Origin of the sequence: Polaribacter butkevichii (assembly GCF_038024105.1) — a bacterium.
In the GTDB taxonomy this organism is placed as follows: domain Bacteria; phylum Bacteroidota; class Bacteroidia; order Flavobacteriales; family Flavobacteriaceae; genus Polaribacter; species Polaribacter butkevichii.
This window is the reverse complement of record NZ_CP150661.1, coordinates 506,673-528,911: the sequence shown is the minus strand read 5'-3', so window position 1 is coordinate 528,911 and position 22,239 is coordinate 506,673. Positions and strand designations below refer to the sequence as shown.

16 protein-coding genes are annotated in these 22,239 nt (G+C 30.5%); 5 read left to right on the top strand and 11 right to left on the bottom strand.

From position 1 onward, the window contains the following. Window positions 1-5: 5 nt before the first annotated feature. Window positions 6-1,721: a purine-cytosine permease family protein gene (locus WG951_RS01835; protein WP_105048515.1), complete on the bottom strand. Its 1,716-nt coding sequence runs from the start codon at window positions 1,719-1,721 to the stop codon at window positions 6-8. A gap of 87 nt (window positions 1,722-1,808) precedes the next feature. Then, on the bottom strand, window positions 1,809-2,612 hold the full coding sequence (locus tag WG951_RS01830; protein WP_245893484.1) for a hypothetical protein: 804 nt from the start codon (window positions 2,610-2,612) through the stop codon (window positions 1,809-1,811). Window positions 2,613-2,989: 377 nt separating this feature from the next. Between WG951_RS01830 and WG951_RS01825 the strand changes: the two genes are divergently transcribed. Further along, entirely contained in the window at window positions 2,990-3,727 is a 738-nt protein-coding gene (locus WG951_RS01825; protein ID WP_105048513.1) for an NUDIX hydrolase, read from the top strand. A gap of 62 nt (window positions 3,728-3,789) precedes the next feature. On the opposite strand, the gene fabG is transcribed toward WG951_RS01825, so the two are convergent. From fabG to WG951_RS01780, 9 genes are all read right to left on the bottom strand, one after another. Beyond that, the gene (fabG, locus tag WG951_RS01820) at window positions 3,790-4,533 is read right to left on the bottom strand and encodes a 3-oxoacyl-[acyl-carrier-protein] reductase (RefSeq protein ID WP_105048512.1); all 744 of its coding nucleotides are present in this window, start codon (window positions 4,531-4,533) and stop codon (window positions 3,790-3,792) included. A 121-nt stretch (window positions 4,534-4,654) separates the two neighbouring features. Next, on the bottom strand, window positions 4,655-7,618 hold the full coding sequence (locus WG951_RS01815) for a M16 family metallopeptidase (protein ID WP_105048511.1): 2,964 nt from the start codon (window positions 7,616-7,618) through the stop codon (window positions 4,655-4,657). A gap of 105 nt (window positions 7,619-7,723) precedes the next feature. Further along, complete coding sequence (gene sucD / locus WG951_RS01810) at window positions 7,724-8,596, bottom strand: succinate--CoA ligase subunit alpha (RefSeq protein ID WP_105048510.1); 873 nt, start codon at window positions 8,594-8,596, stop codon at window positions 7,724-7,726. A 61-nt stretch (window positions 8,597-8,657) separates the two neighbouring features. Further along, a complete protein-coding gene (locus tag WG951_RS01805; protein WP_105048509.1) occupies window positions 8,658-9,584 on the bottom strand; it encodes a UDP-3-O-(3-hydroxymyristoyl)glucosamine N-acyltransferase in 927 nt (308 codons plus the stop codon). A gap of 63 nt (window positions 9,585-9,647) precedes the next feature. Then, window positions 9,648-10,214, bottom strand: coding sequence for an elongation factor P (efp, locus tag WG951_RS01800; RefSeq protein WP_105048508.1), 567 nt, complete (start codon window positions 10,212-10,214; stop codon window positions 9,648-9,650). 9 nt (window positions 10,215-10,223) lie between these two features. Then, entirely contained in the window at window positions 10,224-11,009 is a 786-nt protein-coding gene (lpxA, locus tag WG951_RS01795) for an acyl-ACP--UDP-N-acetylglucosamine O-acyltransferase (RefSeq protein WP_105048507.1), read from the bottom strand. A gap of 3 nt (window positions 11,010-11,012) precedes the next feature. Next, window positions 11,013-12,404 (bottom strand): bifunctional UDP-3-O-[3-hydroxymyristoyl] N-acetylglucosamine deacetylase/3-hydroxyacyl-ACP dehydratase, encoded by a 1,392-nt coding sequence (locus WG951_RS01790; RefSeq protein ID WP_105048506.1) that lies wholly within the window; start codon window positions 12,402-12,404, stop codon window positions 11,013-11,015. Continuing rightward, complete coding sequence (lpxD, locus tag WG951_RS01785; RefSeq protein WP_105048505.1) at window positions 12,397-13,440, bottom strand: UDP-3-O-(3-hydroxymyristoyl)glucosamine N-acyltransferase; 1,044 nt, start codon at window positions 13,438-13,440, stop codon at window positions 12,397-12,399. Before lpxD ends, WG951_RS01790 begins: the two co-directional genes overlap by 8 nt. Before the next feature lie 46 nt (window positions 13,441-13,486). Further along, window positions 13,487-14,710, bottom strand: a complete 1,224-nt coding sequence (locus WG951_RS01780) for an HD domain-containing protein (RefSeq protein ID WP_105048504.1) — start codon at window positions 14,708-14,710, stop codon at window positions 13,487-13,489. 265 nt (window positions 14,711-14,975) lie between these two features. Here WG951_RS01780 and WG951_RS01775 point away from each other — a divergent pair, with 265 nt between their 5' ends. The 4 genes from WG951_RS01775 to WG951_RS01760 all read left to right on the top strand — a co-directional run bounded on the left by WG951_RS01775 (window position 14,976) and on the right by WG951_RS01760 (window position 22,198). Beyond that, window positions 14,976-16,523: a bifunctional response regulator/alkaline phosphatase family protein gene (locus WG951_RS01775; protein WP_105048503.1), complete on the top strand. Its 1,548-nt coding sequence runs from the start codon at window positions 14,976-14,978 to the stop codon at window positions 16,521-16,523. 174 nt (window positions 16,524-16,697) lie between these two features. Further along, complete coding sequence (gene tsaE, locus WG951_RS01770) at window positions 16,698-17,105, top strand: tRNA (adenosine(37)-N6)-threonylcarbamoyltransferase complex ATPase subunit type 1 TsaE (RefSeq protein ID WP_105048502.1); 408 nt, start codon at window positions 16,698-16,700, stop codon at window positions 17,103-17,105. Window positions 17,106-17,112: 7 nt separating this feature from the next. Next, on the top strand, window positions 17,113-18,309 hold the full coding sequence (locus WG951_RS01765) for an alanine dehydrogenase (RefSeq protein ID WP_105048501.1): 1,197 nt from the start codon (window positions 17,113-17,115) through the stop codon (window positions 18,307-18,309). A gap of 70 nt (window positions 18,310-18,379) precedes the next feature. Next, entirely contained in the window at window positions 18,380-22,198 is a 3,819-nt protein-coding gene (locus tag WG951_RS01760) for a T9SS type B sorting domain-containing protein (protein ID WP_105048500.1), read from the top strand. Window positions 22,199-22,239: the final 41 nt, after the last annotated feature.

The window sequence follows — 22,239 nt, the reverse complement described above, 5'->3', positions numbered from 1 at the left end:
ATTTTTTATTTATTTAAAGAATTGCCTCTTCTAAGTGCCCAAATTGATGTTGCAAAATAAATTACAGTACATACAAATGCGTAGTTGTAAAATAGTTCTCTATTTTCTATATATATTTTTTCTGTTTCACTGCCAAATAACACAATACAAGCCAACACAAGCGTAATTGCTAATACAAGTAATGAAATAACTTTTAGCACCTTTGTAAATAGTGAATTATCGACTATGATAACAACTTCTTTTTCAGCCTTCTTTTCTTGAAATTTTTCTATGTTGATATTTCTTATTCTCTCTTTTTCTTCTTCTTGTGGATATTTATCTTTTGCACCATAACGTCCTGCTAAAAACGTGTAAATAAGTATTGTAAAAATCCAAGTTGGTATAAATAAATAATAAAAAGACATTACATTTAACATATTTAAACCAAACCCAAATAACAATCCTAATGCCCAAGAAGCAATAGCCGGAGTACTAAATGTTAATTTACGGTATTGAGACCAATAACGTGTATATCCTATTTTAGGAAATATTTGATGTTCTGCAAAAACAATACTACCAACTGGCACCACTAACAAACCAGCATACGTTAATAGTGGAAGCATTTGAGAAAACACAAACGGAAAACAAGCTACTACCATGGTTACTAAACCAACAATTATAGTAGTCTTTTTTCTTGAACTTTTAGTAAAAATTGCTTGAGCAGCCAAACCTGCTCTGTAAAGATTAGCTACAGCGGTGGTCCAACCTGCTACAATTACAATTACAAAACCAGACCAACCTAATGCATAATAAGCTACATCACCCGGATCTAATTCCACAATAGATTTACCGATAATAACGGCAGCACCTGCCCCCATTATTCCTGCAGAAATCCAAGCAACAAAATGACCAAACATCATTCCTGTACTAGTTGCTAAACCGTAAGACTTCTTTTTCGCAAAACGAAATAATGCCATATCAATAAGTCCAAAATGGGTAATTGAATTTGCTGCCCAAGCAAAACCAATTACTTCTAGCAATCCAATACCTGGTTCCCCATCGCTATTAAGTCCGGTCCAAATTGATTGATCTCCTAAATTTATAAGTTCCGTCCATCCACTTGGTAATGTTTCTCCTAAAACATCTAAAGAAAGCGCAGGTAAAAGTATAAATGCACCACTAATAAACATCACAAATAACCAAGGTGCACAAATTGCAGAGAATTTAGATACTGCTGTAAAACCATATATAGCAATAGAAACCACTACAATACCAACAAGTAAAACGATTAAAACAAACCAAAGGTTTGTTGGATACCAATCTAATTGTGCTGGTATATTAAAAGCAAACCTAACTGCAGTAGATGAAACGGTTATCATTGCCGCAGAAATAACTGTAAAAATAACAACGTTTGCCCAATTATAGAGCTTTGTCATAGAATCTCCTGCTATTTTATTAAGATAGGTATACAAACTTAACCTAGTATCTACAGCAATTGGCGATGCAATTAAAGTCCAACTTAAAACGGCTAATATATTACCAATCAATAAACCTAAAATAATATCTTTAGTAGTTGCTCCTAAAGCAACAAAAGTAGCACCAATTACAAATTCTGTGGCAGCAACATGTTCTGCAGCATATAAACCAGCAAAATGCGTCCAATTATGAAGTTTGTTTTTAGCAATTGGTAATTGTTCTATTTCTAAGTTTTCGAACTGCTGGTATTGATTGGATGTTTCCATGTAATGTTTTTTTAAAGTTAGTTCTTTTTAATTTTAGTTACAATGCGTGGCATGATAAACTGTAAATATTTAGTAATTATACTGATCTTAAAATAGCGCTATATCTAGTTGAAGTACCATTTTTTCTTGTTCCGGATTCCACATAGTAGTTACACCAATTGGCAACTTGTAGGTACCTATATTTACATTTTTACTTAACGTAGCTCCTACATTTATAATATTTCCTGCATTATTGGTATAAAAAGTTTTATCTGTAATAAAAGACCAAGCTCCACCTACAAAAAGTGATAAACTAGCCTCTTTTTTTTGCCATACTTTACTTTGAACTTCAAAATAATGTGTCCAAGAGTTCTTTAAAGAACCATCTGTCTGAATTTCATAATCTCCAGAACCACCATTTACAATGGTTGCCAAATACAATAATGTGTTTGGTGTAACATTATAACCAAAACTAACATCTACAAAATTATAGCCTTGTGTTTTATCATAACTCCAAAATTGTAATTTATCTCCCCTTTCTTCCACTCCTGTGTAATTATTATGAGATACAGCTTCAATAAAAAAAACATCAGAGAAGCGATATTTAGTATAAATTGAGACTTCTTTATAATAAGCACTTTCATTTTTACCTGTTGCATTGTTTTCTACATCTATTGTAGAAAAACTTGCACCACCCCAAAAACCAAAAGTAAATTTCTTGTTTTTAGAATTGTATTCTATACTCGTAGCAATCATTGCTCCCGGATGAACAACACTCCCGTGCCATAAGTGCATGTTTTTTAAATGTCCACCAATTATAAATGCTTGGTAATCGTCTTTTGAATTATTTTCCTGAGCATTCATCGTTTGAAGAGCCAATAGAAAAAGTGCAAAAACAAATAATGATTTCATATTTAATTTTGAAGTAAATATGTTTTTTTGTTTTAAATACTGAAATGCTAGTTTCATTCTTTTTAATTTATATAGTTAATTGAAAACCAACTTTTTCAAAAGCGTCAAAATGACGTTTGATAAGCAAATGTATATAAAAAAATAATACAAACTTAAAAAAAGAGTAAAAAAAATATTCTAAATTATCTTTATAGTACTCTAATTTAACACTACATCGTTATAGGTAGTGAATTTACACAATTATAAAAAGAACATAAATAAATTAATATTTATTCTTTATTGTGATAAAAGTTAAAATAGTTTTACTAATAATGTATATTTGACGTTTATTAGCGGTTTATAAAATATTAATGTAAATTTACATCCTAACTTATATTATGGAAATTAATAAAATCCCAAATTTATCGGTAGATTGTGTTGTTTTTGGTTACGATACAGAAACCAAATCATTAAATGTATTGTTGATAAAACGTTATTTAGAATCTGCATCTAAAGACAAAGTATTGGTAGATGATTACGTTTTAACAGGGTATCATGTGTTTGAAAATGAAGCTTTAGATGATGCTGCATCTAGAGTATTAAAAGAATTAACAGGATTAACAAACCTTTATAAAAAACAGTTTAAAGCATTTGGAAACCCTAACAGGTTAATGGGCAAAAAAGATTTACTTTGGATTGAAAATGAAAAATTTAACTTAAGAACAATTACCATTGCTTACTATTTTTTATTAAAAACGGAAGAAGTTTCCCTTACCGATAATAAATACCAAGCAAAATGGTTTTCTATTAATGATTTACCTGAATTAGGTTTCGATCATCAACAAATTATAGAAGAAGCTTATGAAGATTTAAAAATAAAATGTTTGCAAGAACCTATTATTTTTGAATTATTACCAGATAAGTTTACCATTAATGAAGTGCAAGACTTATACCAATCTATTTTGGCTATAGAAATTGATAATAGAAACTTTAGAAGAAAATTAATTAATAAAAAATATATTGTTCCTTTAGATGAGAAACAAGTTGGAGTATCAAAAAAACCAGCGCAATTATACATGTTTAGTAAAGACATTTATGATAAAATGTTTCAGAAAAATTATTTAATCAATATTTAAGACACAAAAAAAGCTTTAATAGTAGTACTATTAAAGCTTTTTATTTTATAAGAAGTGTTTTATTAATTCATTCCACCATCTACAGACAATGTTTGCCCAGTTATATAAGAACTCATATCAGAAGCTAAAAACACGCAAGCATTGGCAATATCTATTGGCTGCCCTCCTCTTTTTAAAGGAATTCCGTCTCTCCAACTTTGCACAGTTGCTTCATCTAACTTTTCTGTCATTTCAGTCTCTATAAAACCAGGAGCAACAACGTTACTTCTAATATTTCTAGAACCTAACTCTAAAGCAACTGATTTAGAAAACCCAACAATACCTGCTTTTGAAGCTGCATAATTAGTTTGACCAGCATTTCCTTTAATACCTACAACAGAACTCATATTTATAATAGAACCTTTACGTTGTTTCATCATCGGGCGAATAACGGCTTTGGTTAAATTAAAAACTGACTTTAAATTTACTTCAATTACTTTATCAAAATCGTCTTCAGAAATACGCATTAACAAATTATCTTTTGTGATACCTGCATTGTTTACTAAAATATCAATAGCTCCAAATTCTTTTAAAACTTCTTTTGCTAATTCTTGAGCAGCATCAAAATCTGCCGCGTTAGATTGATATCCTTTTGCTGAAACGCCAAAAGCTTTTAGTTCTTCTTCTAAAGCATTTGCAGCATCCACAGAAGAACTGTAGGTAAAAGCCACATTTGCACCTTGTTTGGCAAATTCAATAGCGATTCCACGACCAATTCCTCTTGTAGCACCAGTAATAATTGCTGATTTATTTTCTAATAATTTCATATTATTTAGTTGTTTTTAAGGCCGCAAAGATACTAAAAATAAAAAAACTCGTAAACCCAAATTGGGTCTACGAGTTTTTATTTATAATAAATTTAGATATTTATTTTTTCCGACGTAACAACTATTGTTTTACGTCCTTTTTATCTACGTAGTTAAATAGATAATCGATATCTAATTCTTTTATTTTTCCTAGTTTTTGTAAAGACTCAACATTTAAATCTTTTTTATTACCAATAACCATAACATTATACGATTCTCCTTTAATGTTTTTATTAAAAAAGGTTTTTAAATCATCTATAGTCATCTCTTTTATAGCATTGTACATTGCTTCTCTATTGTCATTATCAATACCTAATTTTTGTAATCTTTCATAAGACCAAAAAATATTAGATTTTGTAATTCTTTGAGCTGCTAATTTTTTTAAGGTTGCTTCTTTAGCTGCGTTAAATTGTTTTTCTGCTTCTGGCATATCATTCATCAATTCCATCATAGCATCTACAGCTTGCTCTAATTTATTAGCTTGTGTACCCACATAAGCCATCACATAATTAGCGTCTCCTTTTTTAGATGCGTTACTATAAGCTGCAAAAGCAGAATATGCCAAAGATTTAGATTCTCTTATCTCTTGAAATACAATTGATGATAATCCACTACCAAAATATGTATTAAACAACGTTGATGCTGCCATGTTTTCTGGCTTAAAAGGAGCGCCTTTTGCTAAAAACATCAATTCGGTTTGTACCATATCATAATCTGTAAAAAATACATTTCCACCTGTTTCAGTTTCTTTATATTCTTTAGCTACCGGATATTCTTTTAATTCTCCATATATTTTATGATTTGTATTTAATGCGGCAACAGCTGCTTCTACATCTTTACCATAATAAAAAATACGCTGCTTGTAGTTTTTCATATCTTTTACAAGTGCCACTAATTCTTCTGGATCGATTGCTTTTAATTCGTCAATTTGCATGATATCTCTTAGCGGAGAGTTTTCTCCGTATTTACCATAATTCATCAAGCCATTCCAAAGAATATTTCCTTTTTGAGTTTTTCCATCCTGACGCCCTTTGTAAATTTTTTCTACATATTTATTATAAGCATCTTTATCCGCTTTGGCGTTATCCCAAAGATGTTCTAATAACTCTAACCCTTTAGGTAAGTTTTCTTTTAAGCCATTTAAGCCAACATACGTTTTATCATTTGCAGTACTAACGTAATAAGAAATACCTAATTTGTAAAACTCTTTTTTAAGCGCTTCATTAGTATATTTATCTGTACCAATATATTCTAAATAACCTGCAGCTAGGGTTAATTTCTTATCATTATCACTACCCATATCAAAAATGATATTCATATCAAACAAATCATTTTTATCATTTAAAACATAAGAAACTTTAATTCCGTTTGCTGTTTTTGTTTCTTTAATTGCTGTTTTATAATCTACATATTTAGGTTGTAAAGGTTTCGACTCAACTTTATTAAAAGCTGTTAAATATGCAGAACTTTTATCTCTATTTAAATGAACTGGCGTAATACCTGGGTTTGCAACTTTTACAATATTTTTATCTTCTCCTTTTCTTTTATAGGTTACTACGTAATTATCTTGATAAAATTTCTTAGCAAATACAGTTAATTGCTCTTTTGATATTTTCTTTAAATCATCTAAAAATTGAACTCTTTTAGACCAATCTTGTTGATAAATAAAAGCATTTACATAAGTATCTGCTAAAGCCGAATTGTTTTCATACTCTTTTGTCTGACTTAATTTTAAGTCATTAACAACTGCTTCAATCATCCAGTCTTCAAACTCACCATTTTTTAATTTTTCTATTTGAGCTAATAATAATTCTTTTACTTCATCTAAGGTTTGTCCTGTTTTAGGAGAACCTGTAAAAGAATGATATCCATAATCATTTAAAAAAGTAGGAGAACAACCTGCTCTTTGCACCAATTGTTTCTGATTTAAATTTAAATCGATAATACCTGCATTTCCATTAGACATAATCATATCGCACAGCGTTACCATTTTTTCTTCTTCGGTATTAATTCCTTCAGATCTAAATGCTATAGAAATAGATTCTGATGTTGGCCCGAAAACTTCATTTACAATTGGTGCTGTAATTTTAGTTTCTTTTGCTAAAGTTGGGTGCGTTAATTCTTTTCTATCAAATTTACCAAAAGTGGCATTTATTTTTTTAATGGTTGGTTCAAATTCAAAATCTCCAACTAAAATTACAGCCATATTATTGGGCACATAATATTTATTAAAGTAGTTATGAATATCTACCATAGATGGATTTTTTAAATGCTCTGCTTTACCAATTGTTGTTTGTTGGCCGTAAGGATGATTAGGAAACAAGCCATCTAACATAGCAGCATAACGTTTTCTAAAATCATTGTCTTGTCCACGGTTAAACTCTTCAAAAACAGCTTCTAATTCTGTATGAAATAAACGCAATACTAAAGTACCAAAACGCTCAGCTTCTAAATCTACCCATTTATCTAATTCGTTGGCTGGTATTTTATTTGTGTACACCGTTTGCTCAAACCAAGTGTACGCATTGGTACCTGTAGCCCCTAAAGAGGCAGTCATTTTATCATACTCGTTGGCAATTGAATAGTTAGAGGCTTCTAAAGAAACTCTATCAATTTCTTTATAGAGCGCTAATTTTTTGTCAGCGTCTTTTTCTGCTCTATGTTGCTCGTACAAATTAGAAATTGTATCTAAAAATACTTTTTCTTTTTCCCAATCTGCAGTTCCTATTTTGTGTGTTCCTTTAAACACCATGTGCTCTAAGTAATGCGCTAAACCTGTAGATTCTTTAGGATCGTAATTAGAACCTGCTCTTACTGCAATGTAAGTTTGAATCTTAGGTTCATCAGAATTCTGACTTAAATAGACTTTTAATCCATTTTCTAAAGTGTACAATCGTAAGCCGGTAGGATCATTTTTTACGGTTTCATAAGATAATCCGTTGGCATCTTTTTTTGAAGTTACCTCGTAACTCGTTTTTGTTTCTGTTTTACAGCTCGCGGCTGCAACTAACAAAAAGCTAATACATAACAATTTAATCTTTTTCATAATAATAATTTTGGTTGAAATAAAAAACTCCGATGAATTTACGAATTCATCGGAGTTTATACTATTTTATCACAAAACTTTAACAGTTTGTTAATGAAAATTGATTTACTTTAATACTTTTGCAATCATTTCACCAATTTTAGCTGGAGAACTCACAACGTGAATTCCGTTTTCTGCTAAAATTTTCATTTTTGCTTGTGCTGTATCATCAGCGCCACCAACAATAGCACCTGCATGCCCCATTGTTCTTCCTGCTGGTGCAGTTTGACCTGCGATAAAACCAACAACTGGTTTTCTGTTTCCATCCGCTTTAATCCATTGTGCAGCTTCTGCTTCTAAATTACCACCAATTTCACCAATCATAACAATTGCTTCTGTTTCTGGGTCATTCATTAACAACTCAACGGCTTCTTTAGTAGTCGTTCCAATAATTGGATCTCCACCAATACCAATTGCTGTTGTAATTCCGTAACCTTGTTTTACAACTTGGTCTGCTGCTTCATAAGTTAACGTACCAGATTTAGATACAATACCTACTCTACCTTTTTTGAAAATAAAACCTGGCATAATACCAACTTTAGCTTCATCTGGAGTAATTACTCCTGGACAGTTAGGACCAACTAATCTACAATCTTTATTATCTATGTAAGCTTTTACCTTTACCATATCTGCTGTAGGAATTCCTTCTGTAATACAAATAATTACTTTAATTCCTGCATCTGCAGATTCCATAATTGCATCCGCAGCAAAAGCTGGTGGTACAAAAATAATTGATGTATCTGCACCTACTTTATCTACAGATTCTTTTACTGTGTTAAAAACAGGTTTTCCTAAATGTACTTGACCTCCTTTTCCTGGAGTTACACCTCCAACAACATTCGTTCCATAATCAATCATTTGACCAGCGTGAAAAGTACCTTCACTACCTGTAAAACCTTGAACAATAATTTTTGAATTCTTATTTACTAAAACACTCATTGGTTTGATATTTAATTTTGTTACGCAAAAATAGTTTATTGATTGTTTTTAAAAAAGGATTTTAAGAATTCTTTCTCTCTTTTAAAAATCGTTTTATTTCTGCCATTTCTTTTAACTTTTCTCTTGATTCTGAAACTGGTGTTCCAAAATAACTTTTTCCTCCTGCAACAGACTTTGTAACTCCTGTTTGCCCTAGAATTACAGCTCCTTTGCCTATTGTAATTCCGCTATTTGTACCTACTTGTCCCCAAATGGTTACTTCATCTTCAATAATTACACAACCAGCAATACCAGTTTGTGATGCTATTAAACATTTTTTTCCAATTTTGGTATCATGCCCAACATGAACCTGATTATCAATTTTGGTACCTTTTCCAATGGTTGTATCTCCGGTAACACCTTTATCTATTGTACAAGATGCACCTAAATCCACGTCGTCTTCTAAAACAACTCTTCCACCAGAAATTAATTTATCAAATCCTTCGGGTCTGTTTTTATAATAAAATGCATCTGCGCCTAAAACGGTATTTGCATGAATGGTAACATTATTACCAATTACAGAATGATCATAAATAGTAACATTAGGATGAATTACACAATTTTGACCAATAGTTACATGGTTACCAACAAAAACATTTGGTTGAATTATTGTATTTTCTCCAATAACCGCAGAATCCGAAATACTAACTTTAGAAGCTATAAAAGGATTAAAATGCTTTGTTATTTTATTAAAATCACGAAATGGATCGTCTGAAATTAACAAGGCTTTTCCTTCTGGACACGCTACTTCTTTATTAATTAAAATAGTAGTTGCTGCAGAATTTAATGCTTTTTCATAATACTTTGGATGATCTACAAAAACGATATCTCCTTTGGTTACAACATGAATTTCATTGATCCCTGAAATTTCAAAATTTGCATCACCTATATAATTTACATTAATTAATGATGCAATTTCTTGTAGCGTTTGTGGTTTTTTGAATTTCATTACTTGCTATATGCTTTATGCAATAAGCTTTAAGCATATTGCCTAAAACGTATTGCTAACAATCTATTCTTTAATACGTTCTTGGTAAGTACCTTTAGTGGTTTCTATTTTAATTTTATCACCTTCATTAATAAACAATGGTACATTTACTATAGCTCCTGTTTCTACGGTTGCAGGTTTTGTAGCATTTGTTGCTGTATTTCCTTTAACACCAGGTTCTGCATGTGTAACTTCTAAAATAACACTTGCTGGTAAATCTACAGAAAGTGGCATATTATCTTCAGAATTGATAATAATAGTAACAATTTCTCCTTCTTTCATTAATCCAGGATTATCTAGAGCAGCTTCTAATAAACGAATCTGAGAATAATCTGCTTCGTTCATAAAATGATAAAACTCTCCATCATGATATAAAAACTGAAACTTGTGTGTTTCTACTCTTACATCATCTATTTTTCTTCCTGCAGGAAACGTATTATCTACTACCTTACCATTGGTAACACTTTTTAATTTTGTTCTTACAAATGCAGGACCTTTACCTGGTTTAACATGTAAAAATTCTACTATTTTGTATATATCGTTATTGTATTTAATACACAATCCATTTCTAATATCTGATGTTGTTGCCATTTCTGTTTTTTAATTAGCTTTATAATATCCTTTCATAATTCCTCTATGCGAATCTTTAATAAATTGAATGATTTCATCGCGTTCTGGAGTTGCTTCCATTTCTGCTTCTATGATATCGATTGCTTGGGAATTATTATAATTTTTTTGAAAAAGTATTCTGTAAATATCTTGAATCTCTCTTATTTTTTCTGTGGTAAATCCTCTTCTACGTAATCCTACAGAGTTAATACCAACATAAGAAAGTGGTTCTCTTGCTGCTTTAACAAACGGAGGTACGTCTTTTCTAACCAAAGAACCTCCGGTTACAAAAGCATGATTACCTACAGATGCAAATTGATGTACAGCAACCATACCTGCCAACACAACGTTGTCTCCAATAGTTACATGACCTGCTAATGTTGTATTGTTAGAAAAAATACAATTATCGCCAACAAGAGTATCGTGTGCAATATGGCAATAAGCCATAATTAAACAGTTGTCCCCTATTTTTGTTTTCATTCTATCTGCCGTACCTCTATTGATGGTAACACATTCTCTAATAGTAACATTGTTACCTATTTCTACGGTAGTCTCCTCGTCATTAAATTTTAAATCTTGAGGTATTGCAGAAATTACTGCCCCTGGAAAAATTCTACAATTTTCGCCAATTTTAGCGCCTTCCATTATAGTTACATTAGATCCTATCCAAGTACCAGAACCGATGGTTACATTATTATGAATAGTTGTAAATGGTTCTATAACTACGTTTCTAGCTATTTTTGCTTGCGGATGTACATACGCTAGTGGTTGATTCATACTTTATTTTTTTCTAGCAATTTGTGCCATTAATTCTGCTTCTGCAACTAACTTTCCGTTTGCATAAGCATACGCTTGCATGTGACAAATCCCTCTTCTAATAGGAGTTATTAACTCACATTTAAAGATGATAGTATCTCCAGGTAAAACTTTTTGTTTAAATTTTACATTATCCATCTTCATAAAGTACGTTAAGTAATTTTCTGGATCTGGAACTGTATTTAACACTAAAACTCCACCACACTGTGCCATGGCTTCTACCTGTAAAACTCCTGGCATTACTGGTGAACCTGGAAAATGACCTACAAAAAAGTTTTCGTTCATGGTTACATTCTTCATTCCAACAACATGTTTATCAGAAAGTTCTATAATTCTATCAATTAATAAGAACGGTGGTCTGTGAGGAAGAATGTCCATAATTTGATGAATGTCCAATAAAGGAGGTAAATTCAAATCATACGAAGGGACATTGTTTCTTTTTTCTAATTTAATAATTTTTGCTAATTTTTTAGCAAATTGAGTATTAATTAAGTGTCCTGGTTTATTGGCAATTACTTTTCCTTTAATACGAATACCAACTAAAGCTAAGTCTCCAATAACATCTAATAACTTATGTCTTGCAGCTTCATTTGCCCAATGTAAAGTTAGGTTGTCTAAAATACCATTTGGTTTAATAGCAATATCTTCTTTTTTAAATGCTTTTTTTAATTTTTCCATGGTTTCGGCAGACAGTTCTTTGTCTACATAAACAATAGCATTATTTAAATCACCTCCTTTAATAAGGTCGTGCTCTAAAAGCATTTCAATTTCGTGTAAAAAACTAAACGTTCTTGCTGCAGCAATTTCTTCTTTAAAATCAGAAATCTTCTCTAAATTTGCATTTTGAGTTCCTAATATTTTGGTACCAAAATCTACCATAGCCGTAACTTGGTATTCATCAGATGGCATTAAAATAATTTCACTACCAGAAACTTCATCTTTAAAAGATATAATTTCTTTCACTACATACTCCTCAATATCAGCATCTTGTTCTTCGATTCCGGCTTTTTCTAAAGCTTCTACAAAGTATTTAGAAGAACCATCCATAATTGGAGGTTCAGAAGAATCTAGTTCTATTAAAAGGTTATCTATATCTAAACCTACAGCAGCTGCCAAAACATGCTCTGAAGTCTGAATTTGAACACCATTTTTTTCTAGATTTGTTCCTCTTTGTGTGTTGACTACATATTCTGCCTTTGCCGCAATAATTGGCGATCCTTCTAAATCTACTCTACTAAAAGCAAAGCCATGATTTATAGGTGCAGGTTTTATGGTCATGTTTACTGTATTACCAGTGTGTATACCAACACCAGATAAACTTACTTCTCTTTGAATCGTTTTTTGTTTCTTACTCATTTAAGATCGATTTTTGAGTCTTCAACTCTTTTTCTATATTGTTAATTTTCGAAGCCATTTTAGGTAAATTTCTAAAATAGACAGAACTTTTATTAAAATCTTGTATTTTAAATGCTGGAGATCCGTTTACAATCTCATCATCTTTTAAGTTTTTAGAGATACCGGCTTGTGCTAAAATTTTTACATTATTACCTACCGTTATATGACCTACAAAACCTACTTGACCACCAATCATACAATTTTCACCAATTTTTGTTGAACCCGCAATACCTGTTTGGGCAGCAATTACCGTGTTTTTACCAATTTCTACATTATGGGCAACTTGTATTTGGTTATCTAACTTAACACCTTTACGTATAATGGTAGATCCCATAGTGGCTCTATCTATAGTGCAAGCAGAACCTATATCTACATTATCTTCTATTAGAACATTACCTATTTGTGGTATTGCTTTATATTCTCCGTTTTTATTTGGAGCAAAACCAAAACCGTCTGCACCAATAATACTACCCGAATGTATTTTACAATTATTACCTATTATTGTATCAGAATAAATTTTTACTCCAGAAAAAATAACACAATTGTCACCTATTAAACTATTATCACCAATGTAAGCATTTGGATAAATCTTTACATTTTCTCCAAGAACCACATTTTCTCCTATATATGAGAAGGCACCAATATATTCATTTTTACCAATTTTTGCTGAATCAGAAATGAAATTAGGTACTTCTCTACCCGTCTTATTATTTTTTACATCATTATAGAATGCTAATATTTGAGAAAATGCTTCATACGCATTTTCTACTTTTATTAAAGTTGCTTTATAGTCTTTTTCTGGTTGAAAACTCCTATTAACAATAACAACTGAAGCATTTGTTGTATATAAAAAAGATTTGTATTTTAAATTAGAAAGAAAGGTTATAGAACCTTTTTCTCCTTCTTCTATTTTAGCTAATTTAGAAACTTCTATATTGGGATTTCCAATAACATCACCCTCTAAAATCTCTGCTATTTTTTGTGCTGTAAATTTCATTAAAGGCAAAAATATAAAAATTATAACGATTAGGCTAATATCCTTATTACTTTGGATAACAAATAAAATATTTTACAACAGGATTTGTAAGCGCTTGCAGATTTAATTGATCTGATGCTTTTGCAATATCCATTAATTTTCCTTTTTTATTTAAGATATAAATAGGTTTATTTGTACTATAAGCTTGGTTACTTATTTGCTGTGAAAAAACAAAGTAATTACTTTCTTCTGATGTAATATCAAACTTTTTAGAAACCTTATTTAATTTTTTATCTAAATAACTTTCTTTAAATGCATCTTGCTGTATTTCTATGCGTAACAATTTTCTATCTACAATCATTTTAGATAATAAAGATAAAACTTTATCACTATGATTAGTCCATTCTTTTATAGCAGACATAACATCATAATCATCTAGTTTAGAAAACATTTCTAAAGTTTCTATTGTAAAATTTTCTTGCGATATTTTGTTGTACAAAAAATAACCTAAAGAAGTACTAGTATATAACTCCACTCCTTTTTCTGCTAATTCTTTTGCTCTTCTTAAAACATTTACCAACATGTTTTCTGCCACCAAACCTGTTTTATGCAAATATACTTGCCAATACATTAAACGTCTGGCTATTAAAAAGTTTTCTACAGAATAAATCCCTTTTCCTTCTATTACCAACTCATCATCTTTTACATTCATCATGGCAATTAACCTATCTGAAGAAATATTACCTTCTGTAACACCTGTATAAAAGCTGTCTCGTTTTAAATAATCTAACCGATCTATGTCTAATTGACTAGAAATTAACTTACAAAGAAATTTTCTATGATACCTACCTTCAAAAATTTCTATTGCTAAATCTAATTTTCCGTTAAACTCATCATTTAACTTTTTCATAAATTTTAATGAAATCTCTTCATGAGAAATTCCATTTACAATACTATGCTCTAGTGCATGAGAAAAAGCTCCATGACCAATATCGTGCAATAAAATAGCAATATAAATGGCATTTTCCTCTTCATCAGAAATTTTTACCTGTTTAAAACGCAACACTCTTACGGCTTTTTGCATTAAATGCATACAACCAATTGCATGATGAAAACGAGTATGATTTGCCCCTGGATACACTAAATTAGAAAAACCCATTTGAGCAATTCTTCTTAAACGCTGAAAATAAGGATGTTCTATTAAATCAAAAATTAAAGTGTTTGGTATCTGTATAAATCCATAAATAGGATCATTTAGTATCTTTAATTTATTATGTTTTTTATTCTTCAAAAGAAACGTTTTTTATCAATCTGTGGCAAATTACAAATTAATACCACCAATTGGCAAATTTATAGTTTTAGAATTTCCTAACCGCTATTATCATTATAAAAAAGAAACATTTTAAAAAAAAAATTTAATTATTATGCATTAAAAAAAACATAAAATACTCTTATAGAAGTAAAAACAAAATTGGCAATATTTTATCACTTTTAAAACTAAAAAAGCATAACATTTAGTTACTTTTATCGTTAAATGTTAAAATTATAAACGAAATATGAGCAGTATACAAATTTTATGGGTTGATGATGAGATAGAATTATTAAAGCCTCACATTCTCTTTTTAGAACACAAAAATTACAAAGTAACTACTTGTACAAATGGTGCAGATGCTATAGATTTAGTAGGAGAACAAAATTTTGATATCGTTTTTTTAGACGAGAATATGCCTGGATTAACAGGTTTAGATACACTTGCAGAAATTAAACAGAAACAAGCAAATTTGCCTGTTGTAATGATTACTAAAAGTGAAGAAGAGTATATAATGGAAGAAGCAATTGGTTCTAAAATTGCAGATTATTTAATAAAACCAGTAAACCCAAATCAGATATTATTAAGTTTAAAAAAGAATTTAGACAATTCTCGTTTGGTATCAGAAAAAACAACATCTAGTTATCAGCAAGAATTTAGAAAAATATCTATGGATTTGGCCATGGTAAATTCTTATGAAGAATGGATTGACCTTTACAAAAAACTAGTACACTGGGAGTTGGAACTAGAAAACATTAGCGATCCCGGAATGTTAGGAATTTTAGAAAGTCAAAAACAAGAAGCCAACAGTCAGTTTTTTAAATTTATCAAAAAAAATTACGAAGATTTTTTAACAGCACACGATAAACCTACTTTTTCGCATACCTTATTTAAAGATTATGTAGTACCACAATTAAACAAAGACCACGGTGTTTTATGGGTGGTTATAGATAATTTACGTTACGATCAATACAAAGTTTTAGAACCATTAATTAATAACTTTTATAAAAAAGACGAAGAATATTCTTATTTTTCTATTCTACCAACGGCAACACAATATGCTAGAAACGCTATTTTTTCTGGATTAATGCCTTCTGAAATGGAAAAAAAATATCCAAATTTTTGGAAAAACGATACAGATGAAGGCGGTATGAACTTATATGAAAACGACTTTTTATCTGCACAAATAAAACGTTTAGGCTTAAATATAAAACACGAGTATTACAAAATTACCAACCTAAAAAATGGTAAAGATTTAGCCGATAATTACAACGGAACAAAACAAAACGATTTAACGGCTGTGGTGTATAATTTTGTTGATATGCTATCGCACTCTAAAACAGAAATGGAAGTTATTAAAGAACTGGCAGGAGACGACAAAGCTTATAGAAGTCTTACTTTAAGTTGGTTTAAAAACTCTCCTTTGTTCGATATTATACAAAAAGCACAACAATTAGGTCAGAAGTTAATTATTACTACAGATCACGGAACCATAAATTGTAAAAACCCAACAAAAGTAATTGGCGATAAAAACATTAGTGCAAACCTGCGCTACAAAACAGGTAAAAGCCTTACCTACGAAGACAAAGATGTATATGCTGTAAAAAATCCTAAAGACATATTTTTACCAACCATTGCAATGAATAGTTCTTTTGTTTTTGCAAAAGAAGACCTATTTTTTGCCTATCCAAATAACTTTAATCACTTTGTAAAATACTATAAAAACACCTATCAACACGGAGGCGTTTCTCTTGAAGAAATGATTATACCATGTGCGGTTTATAGCCCTAAGTAGAAATAATTAGAAGCTATTTCCTGCTTTCACTACTCGCTTTTTTTATCCTAAAAAGGAATAAAAAAGAGCTCAAACAAGCCGTTCAATCAGGGCTAAACTAATTTGCTAGCGTAAATTCATCATAAAAAAATCTGACAGGTTTAAATAACTTGTCAGATTTCTTATTTTTGTACTATGAACAAAAACTATTCTTTAGAAAACTTATCTGAAGTTGCATCAGAACTTATTGCATCCGTAGAAAATAAAACACTGTTATTTTACGGACAAATGGGCGTTGGCAAAACAACATTAATTAAAGAAATTTGTAAACAACTTGGTGTTTTAGACACCATCTCTTCCCCTACTTTTTCGCTAGTAAATGAATATCAAACCTCAAAAAACGAAAGTATTTTTCATTTTGATTTTTACAGAATTGAAGACGAAGAAGAAGCCTTAGACATGGGAATTGAAGAATATTTTGATAATAATGATTGGTGTTTGGTAGAATGGCCAGAAAATATAGAAAATTTATTACCTTTAGATGCTGTTCAAATTCATTTATCAATTTTAAATGATAACCAACGAAATATTCAACTAAAATAACCAAACTATGAGTTCATTTTCTCCTTTCAGTAAAGAAGAATTACTTCCGCAAGAAGAAATGCTAGAAATTAAACGACAAAAAGGAGAACTTTTTATTGGCTTACCCAAAGAAACTTATTTAGGAGAAAAGCGTGTTTGTTTAACGCCAGATGCTGTTTCGGCTTTATGTGTACACGGTCATAGAATTGTGGTAGAAACAGGTGCGGGAGATCATGCCAATTATGCAGATAGAGAATACTCTGAAGCAGGAGCAAAAATATCTTATGATATAGAAGAAGCCTTTAAATGCAATATTGTTTTAAAAGTAGCACCACCTACAGAAAGAGAAATTGAATATATGAATCCACAGGCTATTCTTATTTCTTCTTTACAACTTAAAACTCAAAATAAAAAATACTTTGAATGTCTTGCAAAAAAGCGAATTACAGCAGTGGCTTTCGATTATATAAAAGATGATCATAATACCTATCCTATTGTAAAATCTTTAAGTGAAATTGCAGGTACAGCTTCTGTATTAATTGCTGCAGAATTAATGAGTGGAATTAATAAAGGAAATGGATTGTTACTAGGTAATATTGGTGGTGTTCCGCCTTCTAGTGTTGTTATTTTTGGAGCAGGAACGGTTGGAGAATATGCCGCAAAAACAGCAATAGGATTAGGTGCAAGAGTAAAAGTTTTTGACAATTCTATTAGTAAATTACGCAAATTACAAAATTGCCTTAGTGCACCTATTTACACATCTACGTTACAGCCAAAATCTGTTGCAAAAGCATTAATGCGTGCCGATGTTGCTATTGGAGCTATTAGAGGTAAAAATAGATCGCCTATTTGTGCTACAGAAGAAATGATAGAAACCATGAAAGAAGGTGCCGTTATTATAGATGTTAGCATAGATAGAGGTGGCTGTTTCGAAACCTCTAATGTAACTACACATAAAACACCTACTTTTATAAAACATGGAGTTGTACATTATTGTGTACCCAATATTCCTGCTCGCTATGCAAGAACAGCTTCTTTATCTATTAGCAATATATTTACACCATACTTGTTAAATATTGCCGAAGAAGGTGGGTTTGAAAATGCAGCTCGTTTTGATAAAAGTTTACGAAACGGAATGTATTTTTATCACGGAATCTTAACCAATAGAACTGTTGCCGATTGGTTCGATTTACCTTTTAGAGATATAAACTTATTAATTCTTTAGGTTCTTTTTTTGCCATCTTGTTTTTATTGATTATTTTTAGATAATTATAATCATCAAACAAATAGCATAAATGAGATCCCCTCTAAATAGATTTTTTAAAACTATCGTTTTTGTTTTTACCGTAGTAATTACAACTCCTTTGTTTTCTCAAACAGTAAGTATAGACGATACCAGTTCTAAAGAACAAATTGTAAATCAACTTATTAACAATACTTGTATCTCTAAATCTAATTTCAACATTTCTCCAAACCAATCAGTTGCATCCTTTAATAACAATAATGGCAATTTTCCTATAGAAAAAGGTATTATTATTAGAACAGGAAAAGCAAAATATACAGAGGGTACATTTACCAATACAAATTTAAGTAGTCAAATTTCTACTACTGGAGATGCAGATTTACAAACAATTAACAAACAAGAAGGAGGAGAATCTGACATTACTGATGTAGGTTTTTTAGAGTTTAACTTTACACCAATAGCTAAAAATTTTAACTTCAATTACATATTTGCTTCAAATGAATATGGAGAGTTTCAATGTGACAGTAGAGATGTTTTTGCAATTATTTTAACGAATGTAAATACAGGAGAAGCTATTAATATTGCAAAAACAACCGACAACTCTAGTATTTCTGTTAAAAATATACGAGATACTCAATTTAACGGAATCTGTGCTTCTAGTAATGTAGATTTATTTGAGTCTTATTATGTTAACAATAGTACCAACTCTACCATTAACATGAGAGGTTTTACAAAAATACTTAATGCTAGTGCAACCGTTATTCCTAATAATGAATATAAAATAAAATTTGTAATTGGAGATTATAATAATTCAGGTTTCGACTCTGCTGTTTTTATAGAAACAGGTAGCTTTACAAACACGTTAGATTTAGGTACCGATAAAGAAATTTGTGATGGAGAAGAAATTATACTAGATTCTGGATTTTTTAAAACAGACAACTATAAATTTGAATGGACTAAAGATGATGTACTCTTAACTGAAATTGGAACAAAAATAACAGTAAATACCTCTGGTACATATAAATTAGTTATTACTTCTTTAACAGACGCTAGTTGTGTGCTAAGTGATGAAATAAAACTAAAAACAATTACAGCAACTAAACCTGATGACGTTGAAATTTGTGGGGAAATTTCAACATTTAATATTCAGAATACAATAGACTCTAAAGTACTAAACGGATTAAATGCTGCAAATTATAATCTTAATTATTTTACCACAGAAGAAAATGCTAATAATAATACAAATGCAATTACAGACCCTGCAAATTATCCCGTAACAAATAATACATTTACACTTTGGGCAAGATTATCTAATAAAGATAAAGCTTGTTTTGATGTGGTTAGTTTTAATATAAAAATTAGTGCAATACCTTTAGTAGATGACTTACCAGATGTGCAAGTTTGTGATGAATATACATTACCAACACTAACAAATGGAGAATATTTTACGGCTCCATCAGGAGCGGGTACAAAGTTATCTGCTGGTGAAAAAATTACAAAAAACTCAACGATATATATTTACAATAAAGACACTGTAAGTAATTGTTCTAATCAAACATCTTTTAAAGTTTCTTTAACTTCTAACTTTAGTATACCCTTAGAGCACTGTGAGTCCTATACAATTCCTGAAAATTCTTTTGGTAAATTCTATAGTTCACCAAACGGCGTAGACGAAATAGCTGTTGGTACAGTCTTAACAGAAAATACAACTGTTTATTTTTATTCTAAAGTAAATGGTGCGGTTTGTCAGGATAAACAATTCGATTTAATTATTCATCCATCGCCACCAACAGATACCCTAAACGATATAATTGCTTGCGATTCTTATACATTAGAAACATTACCAAACGGTGGTGAATATTTTACAGCATATCGTGGGGGTGGTACAAAATATTTACCAGGTGATGTCATAAACTCTTCAATTCGTTTATTTATTTATAATAAAGATGAAGTTACGGGCTGTACATCTGGTGGGCTGTTACCTAGTAGAGTATTTGTTACAATTATAAAACGTAGTGATTTTCCAGATATTATAGAATGTGGTAGTTATACCATTCCAACTAAAACTATTGGAAAATATTATACAGACAGTACGCTTGAAACCGAATTACCAGCAGGAACAAAAATTACTACATCACAAAATATATATTATTACGCCGAAGAAATAACAACTGGTACTAACTGTACTGGTTATGATATATCGGTTACAATTAATCCGCTTCCTGAAGCAGACACACTAAGCGATATTACAAGGTGTGAAGACGATTTACCTACACTACCTGCTTTAGTAAATGGTAATTATTTTACAGGAAAAAACGGTTCTGGAACCCCTTTATTTGAAGGCGATCAAATAAGTAGCTCACAAAGAATTTATATCTATAACACCAATGCATCTTGTAGTGCCGAAACAAGTTTTTTAGTAGTTATAAAACCGATACCAACTATCCCAGATTTTTTTGATATTTCTGTGTGTGAACCCTATATTTTACCAGAATTGAGTTTTGGTGGTAAGTTTTTTACAGAGGCTAACGGAGCTGGTACAGAATTAAAACCTGGTGATGCAATAGAGCAAACACAAGATGTTTACATCTTTAATCAAGACCCAGATATTGCAACCTGTGCCAATGAAAAAGTTTTTACTGTAAACATTTTAGATGTTAAAGTAGATGTTTTTGATGATGTAAAAGCCTGTGAATCTTACGTGCTACCTGCATTAACAAAACCAGGTAATTATTATCAAAATAGCGACAAAACAGGCATGTTAAATGCAGGAGACGTTATCAATACAACGCAAACTATATATATTATTGGTGATGACACACGATTTATTCCTTGCCAAAATAATAGTTTTTTTACAGTAACTGTATTTGCGAAACCAGATTTAGGAACTTTAAATGATATTGATAAATGTGGTGCAATTACACTACCAACAATAACAATTCCTAATATAATTGTAGAGTATTATAGAGGCCCTAATAAAACAGATTTAATAGATCCTACAGCATATACTATTAGAAATTTAAGTAAAGAAACCATTACACAAACTATTTATGTACATGCTTATCAAAAAGAAAATCCAGATTGTTTTATTGATGATCAATTTAACATTACAATATATCCTTTATTAAATTTAAATGTTCTTGGAGGCGCTATTTGTGTAAATCATGAAACCAACCAAACCAACAATCCTTTTTTAATAGAAACAGGATTAGACCCAACCATTTATAACATAAAATGGTATTTTGAAGGAAATTTACTAAACACAAATTCTCTTGCTGATTGGAACGCTACAGAAGCAGGTATTTACATAATAGAAGCTACTGTAATAAGCCCCAAAAATAATGCTGATTGTGACTATAATGCAACAGAAGTAACTATAGAAAGTTCTACACCTAAGTTTGAGGTTCGGTTTTTAACAGATAATTTTTCTGATTTGTATGCGGTAGAAATAGAAACTATTAATCAAGGATTAGGAAACTATGTGTATTCTTTAGAAAACGGACCTTTTCAAGATTCAAATGTATTTTTAAATATAAAACCTGGTACTTACACTGTTACAGTAAAAGATCTTACAGGAATTTGTAATAATATAACACTTGACTTTGTGGCTTTAAATTATCCTAAATTTTTTAATCCTAACAATAACCAATGGAATATTTATGATTTAAAAAACGATTTAAAAGCAACTATTCATATTTTTGATAGATATGGTAAACTCTTAAAAATAATAAAACCAAGTGAAACAGGATGGGATGGTTTTAATAATAATGGAAACAAAATGCCTAATACAGATTATTGGTTTGTATTAAAATATACAAAAGAAGGAAAAGAAGCAACTTTTAAATCTCACTTTTCTTTAATAAGATCATAACTTAAATTATTGATAACTGAATAAAAAAACTAAATTTGCAT